Genomic DNA, 17998 nt, shown 5'->3' on the forward strand with positions numbered 1-17998 from the left:
GACGTTATGATTCGACTCGCGACGAAGCGCGATGCCAACAACATCGCGAACCTAATCGAACAACGAGCCGTAGCGCTAAATGAACAAGGAAGCGACCAATGGACCGAATATTTGGAACAGGACCTCGTAGAGCGTGTGCGCACTGACATTGCAGAAGGCAGTGTTTATGTCTTTGAAGATGACCAACAAATTTTAGCTTCAATCGCATTGTTACCTCCAGACGCCTGGGATGATAACTTATGGGACGACAGTGAGCGTGGACAATATATCCATCGAATCGTCGTCAGCGAAAAGCTGAAAGGTCGCGGCGTCGGTCAGCAGCTCATGGAGCATGTACTAGAGGAAGCCGATGAAGATGAACCAATTCGTCTCGATTGTGTCGCTGACAATGAATTTCTAAATAGTTATTATCCACGTTTTGGTTTCGTCTTTGTCGATTCACGAAACGGGTACAATACGTTCGAATACAGATTAGATGAGAGCATGAGTGCATAAGGGTCTTTGGACCCTTTTTTTGATACAATGATAAAAGCGAAAAGGAGGAGTTTTCATGATTAAAACCATTTTGGTAGGGTTTGGATTTTCAGCGAACACATTCCATCTGCCGTTTTTAAAGACAATTGATTCATTCGATGTGAGCGGTGTCGTGTCATCACGTCCGGATGAAGTAAAGGCTGAATTACCAGGTGCCACGGTGTATGCGACATTAGACGAGGCGCTTCAAACAGATGCTTCTTTGTATGTCATTACCACACCATCACATTTACATAAAGAGATGATTATTGCCTGCCTCAAAGCTGGGAAAGACGTGTTGGTTGAAAAACCCGCATTTCTGACCACGGCAGAAGGATCTGAGTTGATGACCCTCGAAGCGGAGTCGAAAGGCATCGTCAACGTCTATCAAAACCGGCGTTATGACGGTGATTTCTTAACCATTCAGTCATTGCTTGATTCAAATATGTTAGGGGAGTGGAAAGTGATTGAATCCCGTTTTGATCGTTTCCGACCGAACGTACGGGATCGTTGGCGTGAAAATGCAGGTCCGGGATCAGGGATTTTGTTTGACTTAGGAAGTCATCTCATCGATCAGACGCTCGCCTTGTTCGGAAAACCTGACAAGATTCAAGCGGATGTGATGATTCAACGCGAGGGTGGACAGTCTGACGACGGATTCTATGTGACATTCTATTATGGAGAGAAGCGAGTTTATCTTCGCTCGAATCCATTCATCGCTGGAGAAACTCCGCGGTTCGAAGTCCATGGAACGAAAGGTAGTTTCGTGAAGTTCGGACTTGATCCTCAGGAAGAGGCACTGAAGCAAGGACAGTTTACGAGTGACGTGTTAGAGACTGGGATCTTATCGACGGATGAGGTCGAAACAATTCAAGTCGAGAAAGGTGACTATTTGATGTATTATCAACAATTAGCCGAAAGCTATCAGACACGGCAACCTGTCGTATCATTAAAAGATGCGGCACTCACGACGCAAATGATCGAACTCGCTCGACAATCGTCCGAGACGGGTCAAGTGATGTCAGTAGATTGATTTCCATAAGATTTCTAAAAGAACGAATTCGCCTGAGTGTGAGTTCGTTCTTTTTTTGAACAAAAACGTAAAAAGAAATAACGATATTTATTTCGTAAATTACTTTAAACGGATATTGATTGTTAACAACAAAAAGTTAAATTCTTCACTGGTGTGCTCATCCTTTAATGGGAAAAGTGGTTATGGAAATCACTTACTGAAAAGGGGATGAGATGATGGAATTCAAAATCATCAAAGACCAAATGGAATGGGAAAAATGGTTGGATCTAACAACATGCGATGCGTATGATCATTTTGATTATGTCAACGTGAATTGTGAATCGAACGACTCACCAGAGCTGTTTCTTGCCATCACATCGAAAGGGATGCTTGTATATCCATATATCCGTCGCCGAATCAATGAAAAATATGATGATCTTGTAACAGCTTACGGATATGGTGGTCCGTTTCGTGTTGGAACGTTCACAGATGATGAAGTGAAAGTCGCAAGGCAACATTTCATTAAACGTAAGGAGAACGAGAAAACGGTGACCGAAACGATTCGTTATCATCCATTAAGAATTGATGAGGTCATTATGGAAACATTCGGGAGAGCAGTTCCAGTACGAAAGACTGTCCATGTCCAACTAGATGAACCGTATGAATACTTGACTGAGCGGTTCCATAAAATGACGAAACGAAACGTGAAACGAGCCATCCGTGAACAGTTGACTGTTGTGCGTGGTGACGCATCTGACATTCACACATTTATGCATCTTTATGAGGCGACCATGAATCGTCGGGATGCAATTGAAGACTACTATTATCCTGATTCTTATTTCACTCAGTTACTGACGAGCGAATCATTCGAAACCGAGTTTCTATTTGCAGTTTTTGAAAATACCGTGATTGCAGGAGTATTAGTCTTATATGGTGACGAGGGAGCAAACTACCACTTAGGAGGGTCTCTCAAAGACTATTTACCTCTCCGTCCTAACCATTTCCTATTCAGTGAAATGATTCGTCGTGCGGGTGAAAAGGGTAAACTTCATCTGCATCTCGGAGGAGGGGCCGCCGGTCAAGATGCACTCTATGACTTTAAATTGAGTTTTTCCGGAGATGAGCCGCTTCCTTACTACATTGGTCAATTTGTATTCAACGAACAGGTTTATCAGCAATTAAATGCAAAGCACATTCAATTGCATGGATTATCTGATTATTTCCCAATCTATCGCACCCCTGTCAGAATAGAGGCCCCACTTCCGAAAGCAAAATAAAAATCGATGCCGCTGAACAAACCGTTCGAGCGTGCATCGATTTTTTTATGCGGCATCTTCTTCTGTTGATTCAACTTTTTCCGTATGACGGACAATCGGGAAGTTTTTAAAGAGTCGACTTCCAATCAATCCGAATCCGATTCCGAGGATGAATAAAACAACAGCTGTCAGTGTGACGGTCTGCCAGTCGTTGAAGCCATACATGACGAGTAGACCAGGAATACCCGCAGCCGACCCGGGCGCATCATTGATCATACCGGTCATCGCTACAATCAATCCTGCGATTGCACCCCCTACAAAGTTCACACTATAGATTGGGATTGGATTCGCCGAGATGAGGTCGGCCTGTGTCAACGGTTCAATGGCTACAGAAAGCTGGTCTTTTTTCGTACCGATTTTCAGTTGACGGAACAACAGGTAGTTCATCGAAATGGATGCAGTCAACGCGAGAGCGGCAATCGCCATCGGCACACCTGTCAATCCGAGCATCGCCGTCAAAGCCATTGAGCTGAGAGGTGACGTCGACACGACAGTAACGATTCCACCGAGAACGAGTCCCATGACGACCGGGTTTTGCGTCGCGGCGAGTTCGATGACTGCACCGATTTGTGCAAGTGTATTTGAAACCAGTGGGTCCACGCCAGTAGCGACGAGACGTGCGAGCGGTGCCATCACGATGACGTAGAAAATCATATCGACACCTGTCGGAAGATAGCGATTGATTCGTGTGCCAGCCAGAGCCAGGATATATCCTGCGAAAAATCCAGGAAGGATCCCGAAACCAGACACGGATAATCCGATCATTAAGCTATAGACGGGGTTGATTCCGAGTGCGATGGCAACGAGTGCCGCGGCAGCAGGACCAGATAATGAACCGGCTGCCTGCCCGACTTCTTCATATAAAGGGAGTGGCAGTAATCCGCCGATGGCATATGCGTTGAATGCTTCGACGAGGAAGCTTGCGATTGCCGCACCTGCCAATGCGCCCATCGCTTTCATTCCGAATGGCGCCTTGTAACTGAAAAGTGTGAACAAGGCGAGGATGAGCAGTAAAAGTGCAATTCCTTGAATAATGACCATAAACTCTTCCTTCTTTCTATCTATCTGTATTCATTCATAATTTCTTCTATATTCAATGATTGAAAGACTTCTGTAAAGCCATTTTCATCAGAAAAATCAAAATTGATTCATGATACCGTTTACATGAAGAAACAAAAAATCATGGGAGCGTTTTCTTTGAAAAATGACATCAATTATACAAGTTTGGACGTGTCGAGCCGCATCAGATTGGGAACAGATAGGGGATAGATGTTTTCATAAAGTATTGGTCGAGGAGGAAAGAACATGCAGAATGCAGATAGGGAGTGGCATGCACTTGAGGTAGACGAAGTTCAGTCCCATGTGGAGACGGATGTCGAGTCAGGTCTCTCGAAGCAAACGGTCACCAATCGGCAGGAGGAGTTCGGTAAGAACGTCCTACCTGAAAAGGAGAAGACGCCTGAAATCATAAAATTTTTAAGACAGTTCAATGATATCCTCGTTTATGTCCTTTTAGGAGCGGCAGTTGTCACCGGTTTTCTTGGCGAATATATCGATACGATTGTTATCGTCTTAGTCGTCACGGTAATCGGTGTTGTCGGTTATCTTCAAGAGAACAAAGCTGAGGAAGCGCTAGAAGGAATCAAAAAGTTGTTGGAAACGAAAGCGACCGTCATTCGTGACGGTAAACAATCCGAGATTGACTCAAGTGATCTTGTGGTCGGAGACGTTCTCGTGCTCGCTGCCGGTGATAAAGTGCCAGCTGATGCACGGGTCGTTCAGGCAGAAAAATTCAAAGTGGAGGAATCCGCATTGACGGGTGAAGCCACGACGGTCGAGAAAAAGCCAGACGTTGTTAAAGAAGAAGCCGTACTCGCTGATCGAAAAAACATGGTCTATTCGGGAACGAGTGTGGCGACAGGAAGTGCCAAAGCGATTGTCACAGCAATCGGAGAAGGCACTGAACTAGGTCAGATCAATGCGTCCATTTCAGAAGTGCAAACCGTGAAGACGCCGCTCATTCGTCAAACGACGAAGTTTGGACAGACGGTCTCCATCGCCATCCTAATTATCTCTGTCATTATTTATGCATTCGGTTATTTCTTGCGAGATTATGAACCAGTCGAACTTATGTTGACGACGATTGGTCTAGCCGTCGCAGCGATTCCAGAAGGATTACCAGCCGTCATTTCCATTATATTGGCGCTCGGAGTCCGGAATATGGCTGAACAAAAAGCGATTGTTCGAAGCCTACCATCTGTTGAGACGTTAGGCGCAGTATCTGTCATCTGTACCGATAAGACCGGAACGTTGACGAAAAACGAGATGACCGTCAAACAAATCGTGACGGCGAAACATGACATTGAAGTGTCAGGTAGCGGGTATGCACCGAACGGAGACTTGGAATTGAACGGTCAACCGTTTGATTTAGATGACGATGAGTCGATGATTGACCTCTTGACGGTCGGGAAGACGTGTAACGATGCACAGTTGAACGAAGAAGATGGGGATTGGGTTATCAATGGGGACCCGACCGAGGCGTGTTTATTGACCGTCGCTGAGAAAGCGGAGCGCCCGATCGAGCGTCTTAAAGTCATCTCCAAAATCCCGTTCGATTCTGAATACAAATACATGGCGACGCTCGTCGATTATAAAGGGGAGCGGATGATTTTCGTCAAGGGGGCACCTGATCGCCTGTTTGATATGGCGACAACAGACGGTTTCAAACAAGAGTATTGGGATGAAAAGCGAAAAGAGATTGCCGACCGCGGTCAGCGCGTCCTCGGTGCCGGATTGAAGCGTGTCGACAGTTCGAAACAATCCATTGATCATGAGGACGTTGAAGATGGTCTGACTTTCCTCGGTTTGTTCGGTATCGTCGATCCGCCACGTCAAGAGGCGATTGACGCAGTCGCCGCATGTCGTGATGCTGGAATCCGCATTAAAATGATTACAGGTGACCATAAGGACACGGCTGTCGCCATCGCGAAAGAGCTCGGTATGGAAGTAGAAGGGGCTCTCGAAGGTCGAGAGCTGACCGATATGTCTGATGAAGAAATCAAAGAGGCATCGATTCATAATGACGTGTTCGCCCGAACGAGCCCGAACGATAAACTTCGACTCGTTAAAGGGTTACAAGAGAACGGGTTGATTACCTCGATGACAGGAGACGGCGTGAATGACGCTCCTGCATTGAAACGTGCCGATATCGGGGTGGCGATGGGAATCAAAGGGACAGAAGTTGCAAAAGAAGCGTCTCAGATGGTTCTTGTCGATGATAACTTTAAAACAATCTACAATGCTGTCCGGGAAGGTCGCCGCGTATACGACAACCTGAAGAAAACAATCCTTTTCTTGCTTCCTACGAACGGAGGACAGGCATTACTCGTTGCGATGAGTATCTTACTCGGGGCAGCAGCTCCGCTCAGCCCTGTTCAAATCTTATGGGTCAACATGGTCGTCGCGATTACCTTGTCATTGGCAATTGCCTTTGAACCGTTAGAGGAGAGCACGATGAAGCGACCTCCAAGACCGGCCAACGTACCGCTTCTCAGCCGATATTACATCTTCCGTGTCACGTTTGTGTCAATCTTGATTGGGGGCGGTAGTTTATGGATTAACTACATGCTTGGTGATTTCGATTACTCGACCGAAAAATTACAAACAATCACCTTAAATGCGATCGTTATGGCACAGTTGTTCCACTTGTATAATTGTCGAACAGAATTGGTACCTGCATTTAATCGTCGTTTCTTCGATAATAAGATCGCGTTTCTCGTATCTGGGTTGCTTATCGCTCTTCAACTGTTCATCACGTACGTTCCGTTCATGCACACGTTGTTCGGAACTGCACCACTTACGTTAGAGGATTGGATTTACCCGGTAGCGTTTGGGGCAGTCGTGTTTATCATCGTTGAGATTGAAAAAGCGATCTCAAGACGAGTGATTGGGAATCAAAACATACACTGATACGTTTCATGAATGAGGAAAACGGATAAACTGATGGAGTAAAGATGAAGGAGGGATACGATGAAACGAGATGAATCACAACCAGGGGTTCACCCAGACCCGCTACCAGATGATGAATCGAATCCGGCACAAAAACCGGCTCCGACCCAACATCCTGATCCAAATCCCGAAGAAGAATCGGATGAATAAACGCCATGTTTATGATAAAAACCTCCCCGTCTAATAGACGAGGAGGTTTTTCATGTCGAGATTACTTATTCGTTTTAGAGGAACGGCTGTTTTGCAGACGATTAAATTTCTTTTCATCGGTATGCTCCGTGATGACAAAGTCACCGACAGGACATTCCCACTTCCCTTTCCCAACAACGCATTCACGTAACGAGACTTGATCATCATACAGATCAAGCTCTAACGTTTCTTTTAAAAATTGATCTACTTTTTGATTGGGCACTTTTACATACTCATTTAAGACAAGTTCTTCATTTTTAACAGTCACATAAGACGTGACCTGAAAATAGCGCATGTGATGATCTCCTTTAAATACAAAACTAATATCTAGTATAACGGGTTAAAAGACAAAATGGGAAATCAATGTTTCATTTCGGCGCGTTCACGTTTTGGTGGTGCTTCGTTAAAAGGTTTTTGATGACGGATCATGAGCCAGAAAATCAAGCCGAACAGTGGAATGTATGGAAGCGGCCAAAGGCTCATCTTATATCGTTTCGCATCGCGGTTCATTAACGTGATCTGAATAAATGCCAACAAGAAGAAATCGACGGTCATCGTTCGGACAAACTGATTATTCTCCACATACGACCAATATTCTGCAACATTCCCGGTATTCGCGGCAGCGATGAACAATCCAATCGTCACTATTAGCAAGACGACGCCAAGAATACGGGTCGGAAGCGGTTTGACGGGAGTCGGATAAGGTGATTGTCTTGCGAACGCCAAATAGGGAGCGAGTAAGAAGCCACCAACGAAAAAGCTACTGATGGCAGCAATGAGTGGATTCGGTTTGAGCTGGTTCACTTCTGACCAAAGAAGTGGGAACATTGCTAACGGGAACACACCTAAAATGCTGAATAAAGAGAGCGAATAGCCTTCATAGGCATCCGTGTTATACGTTATAAAATCAAGTAAGAATCGCCCGTCAAACGGTACGTTCGGGCCAAAAATAGCCAATGCAATGGCCACGCCCCATGGGATTAATAGAAATTTTCTTGTCATACGAACACCTCGCCCAATGATAGTCATAATAGTAGTATACCCTCTTTTGGAAACACGAAAAAATGAGAAGATGCAATGGCGCATGTTCTCATTTATTTTCACGTGCATACATTTTAATCATCGTGACGAGTTGCTGAGTTTCGTCCATTTTGGCATCCAGTAAAATACCATAATCATACAATGACCCTAATTGGCTGCGATGTCTGACATGACCGACCAGTTCAATAGGTTGGAGGGTCGGAACGAGATCGAGGACGAAGTGGACCTGTAAATCATCGGAAAGCGGGAAAAGATAATCTGATCGCAACTTCAGTCCATGGGAGCTCACATTCAAAAGAAGTCCCTCTCCGTCATAAAGTTCTTTCTCTTCCCAAACGAGTCGATAAGGGATCGTACGGGGATTTGGTAGAATATAGCGAAAAGTTTCCTGTCTGCGATAACGCATCAATTCACCCCATTTCTCTATTCTTTATATCGGACATTTACGATTCGAAATGAAGAGGAAATATGTATAATCTAAAAGTAAGCTCGCTTTACAAATATGAAAACGCTTTCTATAATAGGTGTACGATTTGAATAGGGAGGAGATCAGATGAATGTACATGATTTACTCCGACGTTACTCGATTCAAACACCAGTCATCTATGAAAAAAAACGTAACGGGGAGTGGGTTAAACTCGAGCGTTTGCCTGTCTATACGATTCTTGAAGTCGAAACGAACGATCAAACGATCGAAGCGGTCGCCATTGATCCGTTCAAAGCCATCACCGTCTGTCGTGAGTCGGCATCGATTGAAGAAGCCCGTCCGTATGCTGTTCGTATCCAAATAGAACGACCATGATAAAAGCCGTAACTTCAAAATTGAAGTTACGGCTTGTTTTATGCTGCATGTTGTTCGGCTTCATCTTGCGGATTCGTACGTTTCGCATAATACATGAACGGTGTCGCCATCCAAGCAATCACGAACTTCGCCACGTACGTCGTAATGAAGATATTCCACCAAATCTCCCAATCCATTCCCCAGAAAGCGATGATACAGAATGTGAACGTATCAATTAATTGTGAGAGCACAGTCGAACCTGTCGTTCTGAGCCAAAGTTTTTTCTCGCCCGTTTTGGCGCGAATCTTCGAGTAGACGAAGACGTCAAACAATTGCGAGACGAGGTAAGCAGCAAGGCTACCGAGCGTGATCAACGGAAGCATCGAGAAGAGTGCCTCAAAACTTTCGTGCATGAAGAGCGCTTCTTCGAACGGTTCATATAATAGGGCGTACTGCATAAGTACAGTCGAAACGATCAAAATGAAGAACCCGAGCCATACCCCTTTTCGAGCCGCAGCTCGTCCGTGTTTTTCGTTCAAAATGTCAGTCGCTAAATAGAGCGAACCGTAGACGATGTTACCAAGCGTAAAAATGTATCCGCCAATTACAATCTGTTGTGTGACTTGAATATTTGCGACGACCGAAGCCATCGCAATCCAAGCATATAATCCGACCCGTCCAAACAATTTGTAACTGAGGACGAGAAGACCGAGTGTAAGGATGGCAGAAGGAATCCATAACCATTCGTTTAGCATGAATCATGCTCCTTCCTCTAACTATTCAATGATTTCAACTTTTCAAGTTTATAGAGGAACGGAAATGATGTCAAGGTGATGTACGCTCAGGCTGATATATGATCCATGCGATACGAACGCAGTTATACTCCGCTCAGTTCGATGTTCAAACCTTTTACAATACTAAATGCGCTCCCGAGCACGTCTGCTTGTTCTCTCCAAGTCAACTGATGCTTCGTTTCTTTGAAGTGCTTGATCACGTCTTGCGAATAGGTTAATGATCGAAGGACGGAATCGATTTCAACGTGTTGAATATGATTGATGTCGAATTGTTTTAAGTGTTCGAGCCCAACTCGTAATTCTTCGACGTTAGTAGTGGTTTGATCCAAACGATTTTGTAGGTCGATGGATTCAGTCGAGTCAGGGTTCTCACATGTAGCTTTACATGCCCAAAGACTTTCTGATCCGTCAGCGAATGTGGCGAGCACATCACTACTTTCTGATCGTAAGTATCCCCAGAAGATATCAATTTCTTCTTGGGTTGGTTCGCCTTTAAAAAATAGAGTTAATTCTTCGACGGTTTCTTCTGATGTTTCTATGGTGTTTTCTGTAACTGGTTCAGGTTTTGAGTCCTGATTAGGACTAGGCGAACAAGCTGCTAATAAAATCATGACGGTGCCTATTCCAAGTGCTCGTTTCATCGAAACCCTCCTGTAAAAGATATGGTAATCCAAATTGTACCATTGATTGTCGTTAGAATGTTCATCAAAAACGATATAGGGAAGGGAAGTTAAAAAAAGCACCTCCTGTCATAAACAGGAAGTGCTCTAAACCGCTTCGTTGAGCGGTATGTTTGATGCCTCCGACGAGAATCGAACTCGTGCTGCAGCATTACCATTGCTGAGGTCTGCCACTAACCTACAGAGGCGTTACACCAACTATGTTACACAGGTCACTCGCGTTTTTCAAGCTTTTTCAGAATAATAAGACCTCCAATCTTCTTTACTTAGAAGACTGGAGGTCAAAGGGTAAATAATTATTTTGTGCGGATCCAAACAGCACCTGCAGAGTTGTCTTTCGCTTCACCGACAACGTCAACGACGAGTCCGTATTGCGGAAGTTTACGTCCTGCATCTGGGATGAGTGAGTTGATGTACGAATTCGCATCATTGAACTGCTTCACGCCAGCTTGTGCTTTGTAGTCATACACACCACGACTTGGTGAATCGATGTACCAAGCGAGTGTCTTATCGAGACTGAACGCAGCGTCAGCGATTTGGTAACGTGTGCTACCAGCTACCGTTTCTTGACCGTTCAAGTTTCCGATGAGAGCTTCAGGGTGAGAGTCGACGACACCGAGGAAACCTTCACCAGGGTGGACACCGACCCAGTTGTCAGTGTAAGAGTCATCACCATACCACACAACAAGACCTGTGTTGTATTTCACGCCACGACCGTTGAGAAGACCCATATCCGATCCGGCATGGTTACGCCATTCAAGGTAGTAGTAGTGCGGTTTCGAATCGTATCCGTCTGAGTTGACGAATCCATCGAGTGTCACGGCTTCAGCACCTTCCGCATCATCAGCGAAGAGTGTTGCTGACTCTGACTTGATTGACAAGTTGTCGACTGCGAAGCCTTTCATTGCGACGCCGCCGTCTGTCACGTACTCAAATACGATTTGAACATCTTGTCCAGCGAATTGTGAGAGGTCATATGATTTGTTGACCCATGCACCGTTCGTTGTCTCAGCAGGGTATCCAGCTTCGTTCTCGCCGTTGATGTCGTCACCGAATACATCGAGTACGACTTCTTTACCACCACTTACAGCTTTAATGTACAAGTAATCATAATCTGATTCGACTTCGTAGAATGAATCGAATGTGAGGACGCCATCCGCACCGAGTTTCACGCTAGGTGTTGCCATCTCTGTATGGATGTCGTCACCTTTAGTCGAGTAATAGTAGCGCTCGCCATAAGCCGGTTCGATCCCTTTAATCTTCTTATCAGGAAGGTTGACTTTGACGATTCCTGGGTTGTTCGACTTCGTTACCGATTGGTCGAGTTGTGAGACAAACCCTTGAGAGTTGATATCTTCAAGATCGACTTCTGTAATATTAGCCCAGTTTCCACCCATGATTTTTTGGAAGTACTCTTTGTTTTGTGGAGAGAAGCTTGTTGGTTCCGTACCAGCGACTTTACCAGCCCAGCTACCGCCACTCATGATTGACCATGATTGTACTGGCTCACCTTGACCTGTGTATTGTGTATCGTACTCATCTGGAAGACCGAGGTCATGACCAAATTCGTGTGCGAAGACGCCGACTGCGCCATCTTCAGGTTGAATCGTGTAATCGTACGCAGCCATTTTTCCGCCCCAGTATGGAACTGCAGCTTCTGTGTTGGCTACCGGATAAACGCCATTGAGAACCCAACGGTGTGACCATACTGCGTCGTCACCAAGTGCACCGCCACCAGCTTCTTGACCAGTACCAGCGTGGATGATCATCAAGTGGTCGACGAGGCCGTCCGGCTCATTGAAGTCACCGTCGCCATCTAAGTCGTAAAGATCGTATTGGTCATGCTCTGCAAGGTCGACTCCGGATGCGACCGCAGCGTTCAATGCATCTTTGACGAGTTGACGTGGACCAGGGCCAGCATTGTCATGACCGCCTGTTGAGCGGTCAGCGCCGTAGTCTTTCGCAGTTCCAGGAACGCTTAGCCATTCTGAAACTTCACCGTCGACCGTATAACTGCCACCCGACTGTTCTTCATAATATTGTTTGAACGTTTGAACCTTTTCTCCGTTGAAGAGTTCAAATGGTTGGTCACCAAACATATAGTTCTCATAGTGCTCTTTACTGAAGTTGTCACTATACATATAGCCGGCTTCTTGAATAATGTTATTGTGTTTGAAGTCGCTATACTCGACGAGAAGGACGAGGACTTTGTCTTCACGAACCGACCCGTTATATGCCGATTGTTGTGCCGGAGAAACCTTCACTTGACCGTTCGGTTTTCCTTTACGGTAGTTCGCTTGTCCTTTTTTCGCTTTGTCGAGAATGCGTTCTGTTTCTTTTTCGAATTGAGTATGTATCTTCTCTTTTGCTTTTGAAGCTTTCTCATTCAATTCGTCGTCATGTTTATGTGGATCTTTGGCTTCACCTTGTTTTTTCGCGATGTATGCGTCGACCGCTTTCATGCGTTCAGATGCTGACAATCCTTTTTTGATGACACCGCGTTTCTCGAGTGCTTTTGCGAGACGCTCTTCATCGATGATGTTGTGGTCGAACGGAGCGAGCTCGCTCGTTGTCGGCACAGATGGTGCAACCGATAGCGGTGCAGCACCAGCAGCCGGAACGATGCTGACTGTCATGGCAGACGTCATGAGAGCCGCGAGCGTCGTTCGACGGATGGAACGTTTTTTCATTTGTATGAACCTCCTGTTAAAAAATAATGGGAAAATGTGTGAGCTTGTTGTAAATGTACCGTTTATGTCTGATTAATGTCAATATTCAGAAAATAATAACCAGAAAAAGAGTCTAAAGACCTATTTAGTCAATATGAACTAAATAGTCTTAGACTCCAGGTCGATATATCCGTAATGGAACTTCGATGTTTTTCGCTTAATGTGAGTAAATCCATAGCGTTCGAAGGCATCGCTCTCAAAATGGGCCTTCAGGACAATTCGTTTTTTTGCTACTCGTTTTGCTTCGTCCATCAGCTCTTGCGAGAGCGGGGAAGTGTCGGCGATTGAGCGAAGTGGGTTCAGATGAACCGATTCTGAAATCGTCTTTTCGAACATCGGATCGAAGTAAATACAGTCGAATGCATTTTCCGCACACGATTTCAAATATTCGAGAGAATTGGCATGGACGACCTCAATGCGGCGCATTGCCTCATTGACTTGTTCATCTTTCTCGACCCAAACGGTTAGGCCCTCCCGAACGAGCTGTGCCGTAATGAATTGGCTTTCGAGTCCAACGATTTTTCCAGTGGGACCCACAGTGTGGCTCATGACGATGCTGTCCGAACCTAATCCGAGCGTACAATCTAAAATTTGATCACCTGGTTTGGTTTGTAAAGCGTCAATGAGCGGATCGGTTCCACCACGACTGAGTTGTTTCACCCGAAAGACCGAGCTAGAAGGGTGAAAAAAGAATGGTTCTGTACTGTGAAGTGGTGTGTACTCGACGCGTCTCTTGTCAAATACAAGTACGTCCTGGTGATGGCGCTTTTTCAGTTCGTCGATGGAATGTTTGCGTCGATCCACAAACTTCATATTGTATTCTGCGGCATGAGCATGCGCCCGAGATAACACTTCATCTGTCGGACGTAAGCAAGTGGTTACGATATACATAGTAGGGCTCCTTCACAAAAAATGAGACGCAGAGGCGTCTCATTTTTTCTTACTGAGTAAGTCTGATAGTTCATCGATCAGTGCTTTATGAGAAGCGAGTTCTTTCTTCTTCTCATCGTTCACGTTCACTGGACGTTTTGAACGGCTTTGAAGCGCTTCAAGCGTCTCGTCGATTGACGATTTCAACGTATCACGTTCTTCAGGTTTCAAAGATACTTCATGCGGATTTTCTCCAGAGGCATCTAACTCGCGAAGGCGCGCCATCAATTGTTTCGCCTCACGATTCAAATCCACTAGTAATCTGTCAATTTGTTCCAATCGTAATTTGATTCCATCTCGTTCTGTAAACATCTGTTTCACCTCTTTTGCGGTTTAACCCTAAGGTCTCTTCCTGTTTACTTTACCATAAAATTTGTTAAACGAAACTACCGGGAATATATTCCATTTATTTTGAGTATAAGAAACATTGTTTCTCTATACCCACACGAAGTTCACCTGCTATACTAACTGAGCTAATAAGGAGGTGGGCGGATGGAGACTACAAATCATCCACCAAAAGCGCTCAAGGGAGCGATTGTGTCGATCACGGCATATTTGATCTTATCTATATTAAAAGTGTTCTTCGGATACTTATATGAGTCTGAGGCAGTTTTAGCCGATGGATTCAACAATACGACGGATATTATCGCGTCGGTCGCCGTCTATATCGGAATTCGGGTTGCGGCGTTACCACGGGATGCCGAGCATAAATATGGTCACGCGAAGATGGAGACAATCTCTGCACTCATCGCTTCATTGATCATGATTGCGGTCGGTATTTTCGTCTTCTTTAATAGTCTGTCGAATTTAATCGGGGGAGAATATGCAGAACCGAACCCGCTAGCTGCGGTCGTCGCGTTCGCCAGTGCGCTCGTCATGTTCGGGGTGTATCGCTTCAACTTGAACCTCGCGAAGAAAACAAAGTCATTGGCACTTAAAGCTGCGGCGAAAGACAACTTGGCCGATGCGATGATTTCAGTTGGAGCCACACTTGGTGTGCTATTCGCTTATTTCCAACTGCCTTGGATGGACACGGTCTTGGCAATTGTTATTGCCGGCATGATCATCCGGACAGCGGTTCAAATCTTTTTAGATGCAACCCATCAGCTTTCTGACGGATTCCCTCCACACCTCGTCGAGTCTTATGAGGAAACGATTGAACAATTTGAACGTGTGAAAGAAGTTCGGGAAATTAAGGGGCGTCATCTAGGAAATCACGTGATGCTCGATGTGACGATTGCAGTTGATGGAGATTTGACCGTGGACGCGGCCCATGAATTATGTGATGAGATCGAACGAAAACTAGATGAGCAGCATGCGGTCGATTCGGTTCATATTCATATTGAGCCGATTTGACGTTCGGTTATCTTTTGCGCTTCATGATTGGATTCGTTTATAATAAGCGCAGACAGATATTGAACTACTAGTTAAGGAGGGCACGGGATGAACATCGTGCGTCAACCTATTCGCCAGATTGATGAGATCGAATATGAACACTTTCAGAAATATGGAGAAAACTCATATGGCGTTTCTGCTGAAGAGTTGAAAGGAATTCTCGAAGAAATGGGTACGGAGCAACTTTATCATGCAGAAGAGCATAGTTACGGAGAAGACTTTTATTACGACTTGATGGTCGATGACAAACTTGTCGGTAAAGTGTTGTTACTCAAGCTTGCCCGAGTTTACCAACTTGACCTGATGGTGTTCGATGCATACAAAAATAAGGGATATGCGACGGAAGGTTTACGTCTCGCCTTGTTGGACTCAAAATTGATGGATGGACAAACAGTTCGCGCCGGTATTCCACCGACAAGTCCACATCAACAAGAAATGCATCAAGTGCTCGTTCAAAACGGATTTGAAAAGCGAAACGGTCTATATTATTTAAATTTCAAGAAACGATATGTAGTAAACCATTAAGCTGACGGCGTCTCGCACGTCAGCTTTTTTCATATGGAGGGGTAAGGATGAAGCAGGTCACCATTAAAGATATCGCTGAGCTCGCAGGAGTCGCAAAGAGTACAGTCTCCCGCTATTTGAACGGTGGGTCGGTAGGGAAGGCGACGAGAGAAAAGCTCGATCGGGTCATCCGGGAAACCAATTATGAACCGAATCAATTCGCCCAAAGTCTCAAATCAAAACAGACGAAAATGATTGGGGTCATCGTTCCGCGACTTGATTCTTACGCTGCCTCGCGTACAATGATGGGAATTGATGAACGATTGACAGAACAAGGCTATCAGATGCTCGTCGTCAACACAGCGCAACAGACCGAACGAGAGATTGAACAATTATACAACCTCGCCAAACAAAAAGTCGCAGGCATCATTTGGCTCGGGACGACTGTCACCGACCGTCACCTCGAAGCAATAGAGACGATTCAAATTCCGGTGTTGTTGATTGGTCAACAGCATGACATCGTGCACAGTCTCGTCTATCCGGACTATGAAGCCGCATATGCCCTCGGTAGTGAGTTTACGAAATGGGGTCATCGGGACGTCGTCTACGTCGGTGTTTCGGAGACAGATATCGCAGTCGGACAAGATCGACGTGATGGATTTTTGAAGGCGCTTCATGAGGCGGATGCACGTGTCACAGTCGTTCAGACAACGTTTAAAATCGAGGATGCCATTCCACTCGGAGAACAATTGGCGAAACAGATTGGATCGACCTCACTCATTATTTGTGCAACAGACAATATTGCCCTTGGTGTATTAAAGGGCCTAGCGAATCAAGGCATTTCAGTTCCAAATGATGTCTCAGTTAGTGGTTTTGGCGGTTATGATTTCACGGAAGTTCTACACCCATCCATTACTACCGTCCATCTCCCGTATCGACGAACCGGGGCAAAGTCGGCTGACATGATGCTACAACTTTTACATGGTGACGACGTCCCGATGAAAACGTTCACAATTTTTGAATTAAAAGTGCGCGAGAGCGTTGACAAGATAAAATAAATCGTTTACATTTGTGTTGCGGAACCGGTTCCGCAACATTTTTTATTCTAAATTGGAACCGGTACCAATCTTGTAAAGAACTTATATGATTTATGGAGGTGGACGATATGAACACCGTACATTGTATCGGCGAACTACTGATTGACTGGGTGTGCGAGGATGCTTCGAGCGACCTCGTCAACGGAACGACGTTCGTCAAAAAAGCAGGTGGCGCACCTGCGAATGTTGCGGCAGTCGTCAGTAAGCATGGAGGACAATCCAGTTTCCTCGGTCAAGTCGGGAGTGACCCGTTCGGTCTCTTTTTAAAACAGACATTGACGGACAATGGCGTCGACACGGACAACCTCGTGGAAGCGGGGGATACGACATTCGCATTTGTGTCGATTCAAGAGGACGGGGAACGAGATTTCACGTTCCGACGCGGAAGTGACGGAGATTATGCGTTTGAATCCATCGATTTGTCATTGATTCAAAAAGGAGATCTCATTCATTTCGGTTCAGCGACAGCATTACTAGACGGAAAACTGAAAGACGCGTACTTCAAATTATTGCAATTTGCAAAACGGGATGGCTTGTTCATCTCATTCGACCCGAACTATCGGGAAGCATTGATCACGGACCTCGAGCAATTTAAACAAGATGCGAGACACTTCATCGCCGAAGCGGACTTCATTAAATTGAGCGAAGAAGAAGCACACTTGTTAACCGACGAAGAGCAACTTGAAGATGCTGTTCAGTCATTACTTCAATTAGGTGCAAAACAGATTGCGATCACACTAGGGTCTCGTGGCACGTTGATTGCGACAAACGCGCATCATGAAATCGTTCCTTCAATCTCGATTGATAGTGTCGATTCGACGGGAGCGGGAGATGCGTTCGTCGGTGCTTATTTGTATCGATTAGCGACACTCGGATTTGACCCGGAGCGCTTACGTTCCGACATTGAATATGCAAACGTCACAGGTGCATTGACTTGTACGGCATATGGAGCTATTCCAGCAATTCCATCACGACAACTTGTGAATGAAACGTTAGGAGGGAAATGAAG

General features: G+C 45.4%; 19 protein-coding genes and 1 tRNA gene. 10 read left to right on the forward strand and 10 right to left on the reverse strand.

Annotated features, from left to right (window positions below; translation table 11 throughout):
- The first annotated feature begins 6 nt into the window (after nucleotides 1–6).
- The 3 genes from KNO75_RS03560 (at nucleotide 7) to KNO75_RS03570 (ending at nucleotide 2802) form a co-directional block, all read left to right on the forward strand.
- Entirely contained in the window at nucleotides 7–495 is a 489-nt protein-coding gene (locus KNO75_RS03560) for a GNAT family N-acetyltransferase (RefSeq protein ID WP_214819819.1), read from the forward strand.
- A gap of 55 nt (nucleotides 496–550) precedes the next feature.
- Nucleotides 551–1546: a Gfo/Idh/MocA family oxidoreductase gene (locus KNO75_RS03565; RefSeq protein ID WP_214819821.1), complete on the forward strand. Its 996-nt coding sequence runs from the start codon at nucleotides 551–553 to the stop codon at nucleotides 1544–1546.
- Nucleotides 1547–1761: 215 nt separating this feature from the next.
- A complete protein-coding gene (locus KNO75_RS03570; RefSeq protein WP_214795253.1) occupies nucleotides 1762–2802 on the forward strand; it encodes a GNAT family N-acetyltransferase in 1041 nt (346 codons plus the stop codon).
- Between the two features lie 45 nt (nucleotides 2803–2847).
- On the opposite strand, the gene KNO75_RS03575 is transcribed toward KNO75_RS03570, so the two are convergent.
- Nucleotides 2848–3882 (reverse strand): PTS sugar transporter subunit IIC, encoded by a 1035-nt coding sequence (locus KNO75_RS03575; protein WP_214745183.1) that lies wholly within the window; start codon nucleotides 3880–3882, stop codon nucleotides 2848–2850.
- A gap of 264 nt (nucleotides 3883–4146) precedes the next feature.
- Between KNO75_RS03575 and KNO75_RS03580 the strand changes: the two genes are divergently transcribed.
- Entirely contained in the window at nucleotides 4147–6810 is a 2664-nt protein-coding gene (locus KNO75_RS03580) for a cation-transporting P-type ATPase (protein ID WP_214788276.1), read from the forward strand.
- Between the two features lie 60 nt (nucleotides 6811–6870).
- Nucleotides 6871–6999, forward strand: coding sequence for a hypothetical protein (locus KNO75_RS15070; RefSeq protein ID WP_260569900.1), 129 nt, complete (start codon nucleotides 6871–6873; stop codon nucleotides 6997–6999).
- A gap of 61 nt (nucleotides 7000–7060) precedes the next feature.
- On the opposite strand, the gene KNO75_RS03585 is transcribed toward KNO75_RS15070, so the two are convergent.
- The 3 genes from KNO75_RS03585 to KNO75_RS03595 all read right to left on the reverse strand — a co-directional run bounded on the left by KNO75_RS03585 (nucleotide 7061) and on the right by KNO75_RS03595 (nucleotide 8485).
- Nucleotides 7061–7333 carry a hypothetical protein gene (locus KNO75_RS03585; RefSeq protein WP_214788274.1) on the reverse strand — a complete coding sequence of 91 codons (273 nt, stop codon included), beginning with the start codon at nucleotides 7331–7333 and terminating at the stop codon, nucleotides 7061–7063.
- 65 nt (nucleotides 7334–7398) lie between these two features.
- Entirely contained in the window at nucleotides 7399–8040 is a 642-nt protein-coding gene (locus KNO75_RS03590; RefSeq protein WP_214819823.1) for a hypothetical protein, read from the reverse strand.
- Nucleotides 8041–8128: 88 nt separating this feature from the next.
- Nucleotides 8129–8485 carry a PilZ domain-containing protein gene (locus KNO75_RS03595; protein ID WP_214788268.1) on the reverse strand — a complete coding sequence of 119 codons (357 nt, stop codon included), beginning with the start codon at nucleotides 8483–8485 and terminating at the stop codon, nucleotides 8129–8131.
- Nucleotides 8486–8632: 147 nt separating this feature from the next.
- On the opposite strand from KNO75_RS03595, the gene KNO75_RS03600 reads away from it, so the two are divergent.
- Nucleotides 8633–8881 (forward strand): hypothetical protein, encoded by a 249-nt coding sequence (locus tag KNO75_RS03600; RefSeq protein ID WP_214788265.1) that lies wholly within the window; start codon nucleotides 8633–8635, stop codon nucleotides 8879–8881.
- Nucleotides 8882–8919: 38 nt separating this feature from the next.
- Here KNO75_RS03600 and KNO75_RS03605 read toward each other — a convergent pair whose 3' ends face one another.
- From KNO75_RS03605 to KNO75_RS03630, 6 genes are all read right to left on the reverse strand, one after another.
- Nucleotides 8920–9615 (reverse strand): queuosine precursor transporter, encoded by a 696-nt coding sequence (locus tag KNO75_RS03605; RefSeq protein WP_214795247.1) that lies wholly within the window; start codon nucleotides 9613–9615, stop codon nucleotides 8920–8922.
- 122 nt (nucleotides 9616–9737) lie between these two features.
- Nucleotides 9738–10295 carry a hypothetical protein gene (locus KNO75_RS03610; RefSeq protein ID WP_214819824.1) on the reverse strand — a complete coding sequence of 186 codons (558 nt, stop codon included), beginning with the start codon at nucleotides 10293–10295 and terminating at the stop codon, nucleotides 9738–9740.
- 156 nt (nucleotides 10296–10451) lie between these two features.
- A tRNA-Thr gene (locus tag KNO75_RS03615) sits at nucleotides 10452–10522 on the reverse strand.
- A 108-nt stretch (nucleotides 10523–10630) separates the two neighbouring features.
- Entirely contained in the window at nucleotides 10631–13024 is a 2394-nt protein-coding gene (locus KNO75_RS03620) for an immune inhibitor A domain-containing protein (RefSeq protein ID WP_214819826.1), read from the reverse strand.
- A 138-nt stretch (nucleotides 13025–13162) separates the two neighbouring features.
- Nucleotides 13163–13954: a class I SAM-dependent methyltransferase gene (locus KNO75_RS03625; protein ID WP_214819828.1), complete on the reverse strand. Its 792-nt coding sequence runs from the start codon at nucleotides 13952–13954 to the stop codon at nucleotides 13163–13165.
- Between the two features lie 39 nt (nucleotides 13955–13993).
- Nucleotides 13994–14305 carry a hypothetical protein gene (locus KNO75_RS03630; protein WP_026826028.1) on the reverse strand — a complete coding sequence of 104 codons (312 nt, stop codon included), beginning with the start codon at nucleotides 14303–14305 and terminating at the stop codon, nucleotides 13994–13996.
- Between the two features lie 180 nt (nucleotides 14306–14485).
- Here KNO75_RS03630 and KNO75_RS03635 point away from each other — a divergent pair, with 180 nt between their 5' ends.
- The 4 genes from KNO75_RS03635 to KNO75_RS03650 all read left to right on the forward strand — a co-directional run bounded on the left by KNO75_RS03635 (nucleotide 14486) and on the right by KNO75_RS03650 (nucleotide 17996).
- Nucleotides 14486–15349, forward strand: coding sequence for a cation diffusion facilitator family transporter (locus KNO75_RS03635; protein ID WP_214819830.1), 864 nt, complete (start codon nucleotides 14486–14488; stop codon nucleotides 15347–15349).
- Nucleotides 15350–15436: 87 nt separating this feature from the next.
- Nucleotides 15437–15913 (forward strand): N-acetyltransferase, encoded by a 477-nt coding sequence (locus KNO75_RS03640; RefSeq protein WP_214783163.1) that lies wholly within the window; start codon nucleotides 15437–15439, stop codon nucleotides 15911–15913.
- Nucleotides 15914–15960: 47 nt separating this feature from the next.
- Nucleotides 15961–16950: a LacI family DNA-binding transcriptional regulator gene (locus KNO75_RS03645; RefSeq protein ID WP_214819832.1), complete on the forward strand. Its 990-nt coding sequence runs from the start codon at nucleotides 15961–15963 to the stop codon at nucleotides 16948–16950.
- Between the two features lie 107 nt (nucleotides 16951–17057).
- On the forward strand, nucleotides 17058–17996 hold the full coding sequence (locus KNO75_RS03650) for a carbohydrate kinase family protein (RefSeq protein ID WP_214819834.1): 939 nt from the start codon (nucleotides 17058–17060) through the stop codon (nucleotides 17994–17996).
- Nucleotides 17997–17998: the final 2 nt, after the last annotated feature.

Source organism: Exiguobacterium sp. s35, assembly GCF_018617535.1.
In the GTDB taxonomy this organism is placed as follows: Bacteria; Bacillota; Bacilli; order Exiguobacteriales; family Exiguobacteriaceae; genus Exiguobacterium; species Exiguobacterium aestuarii.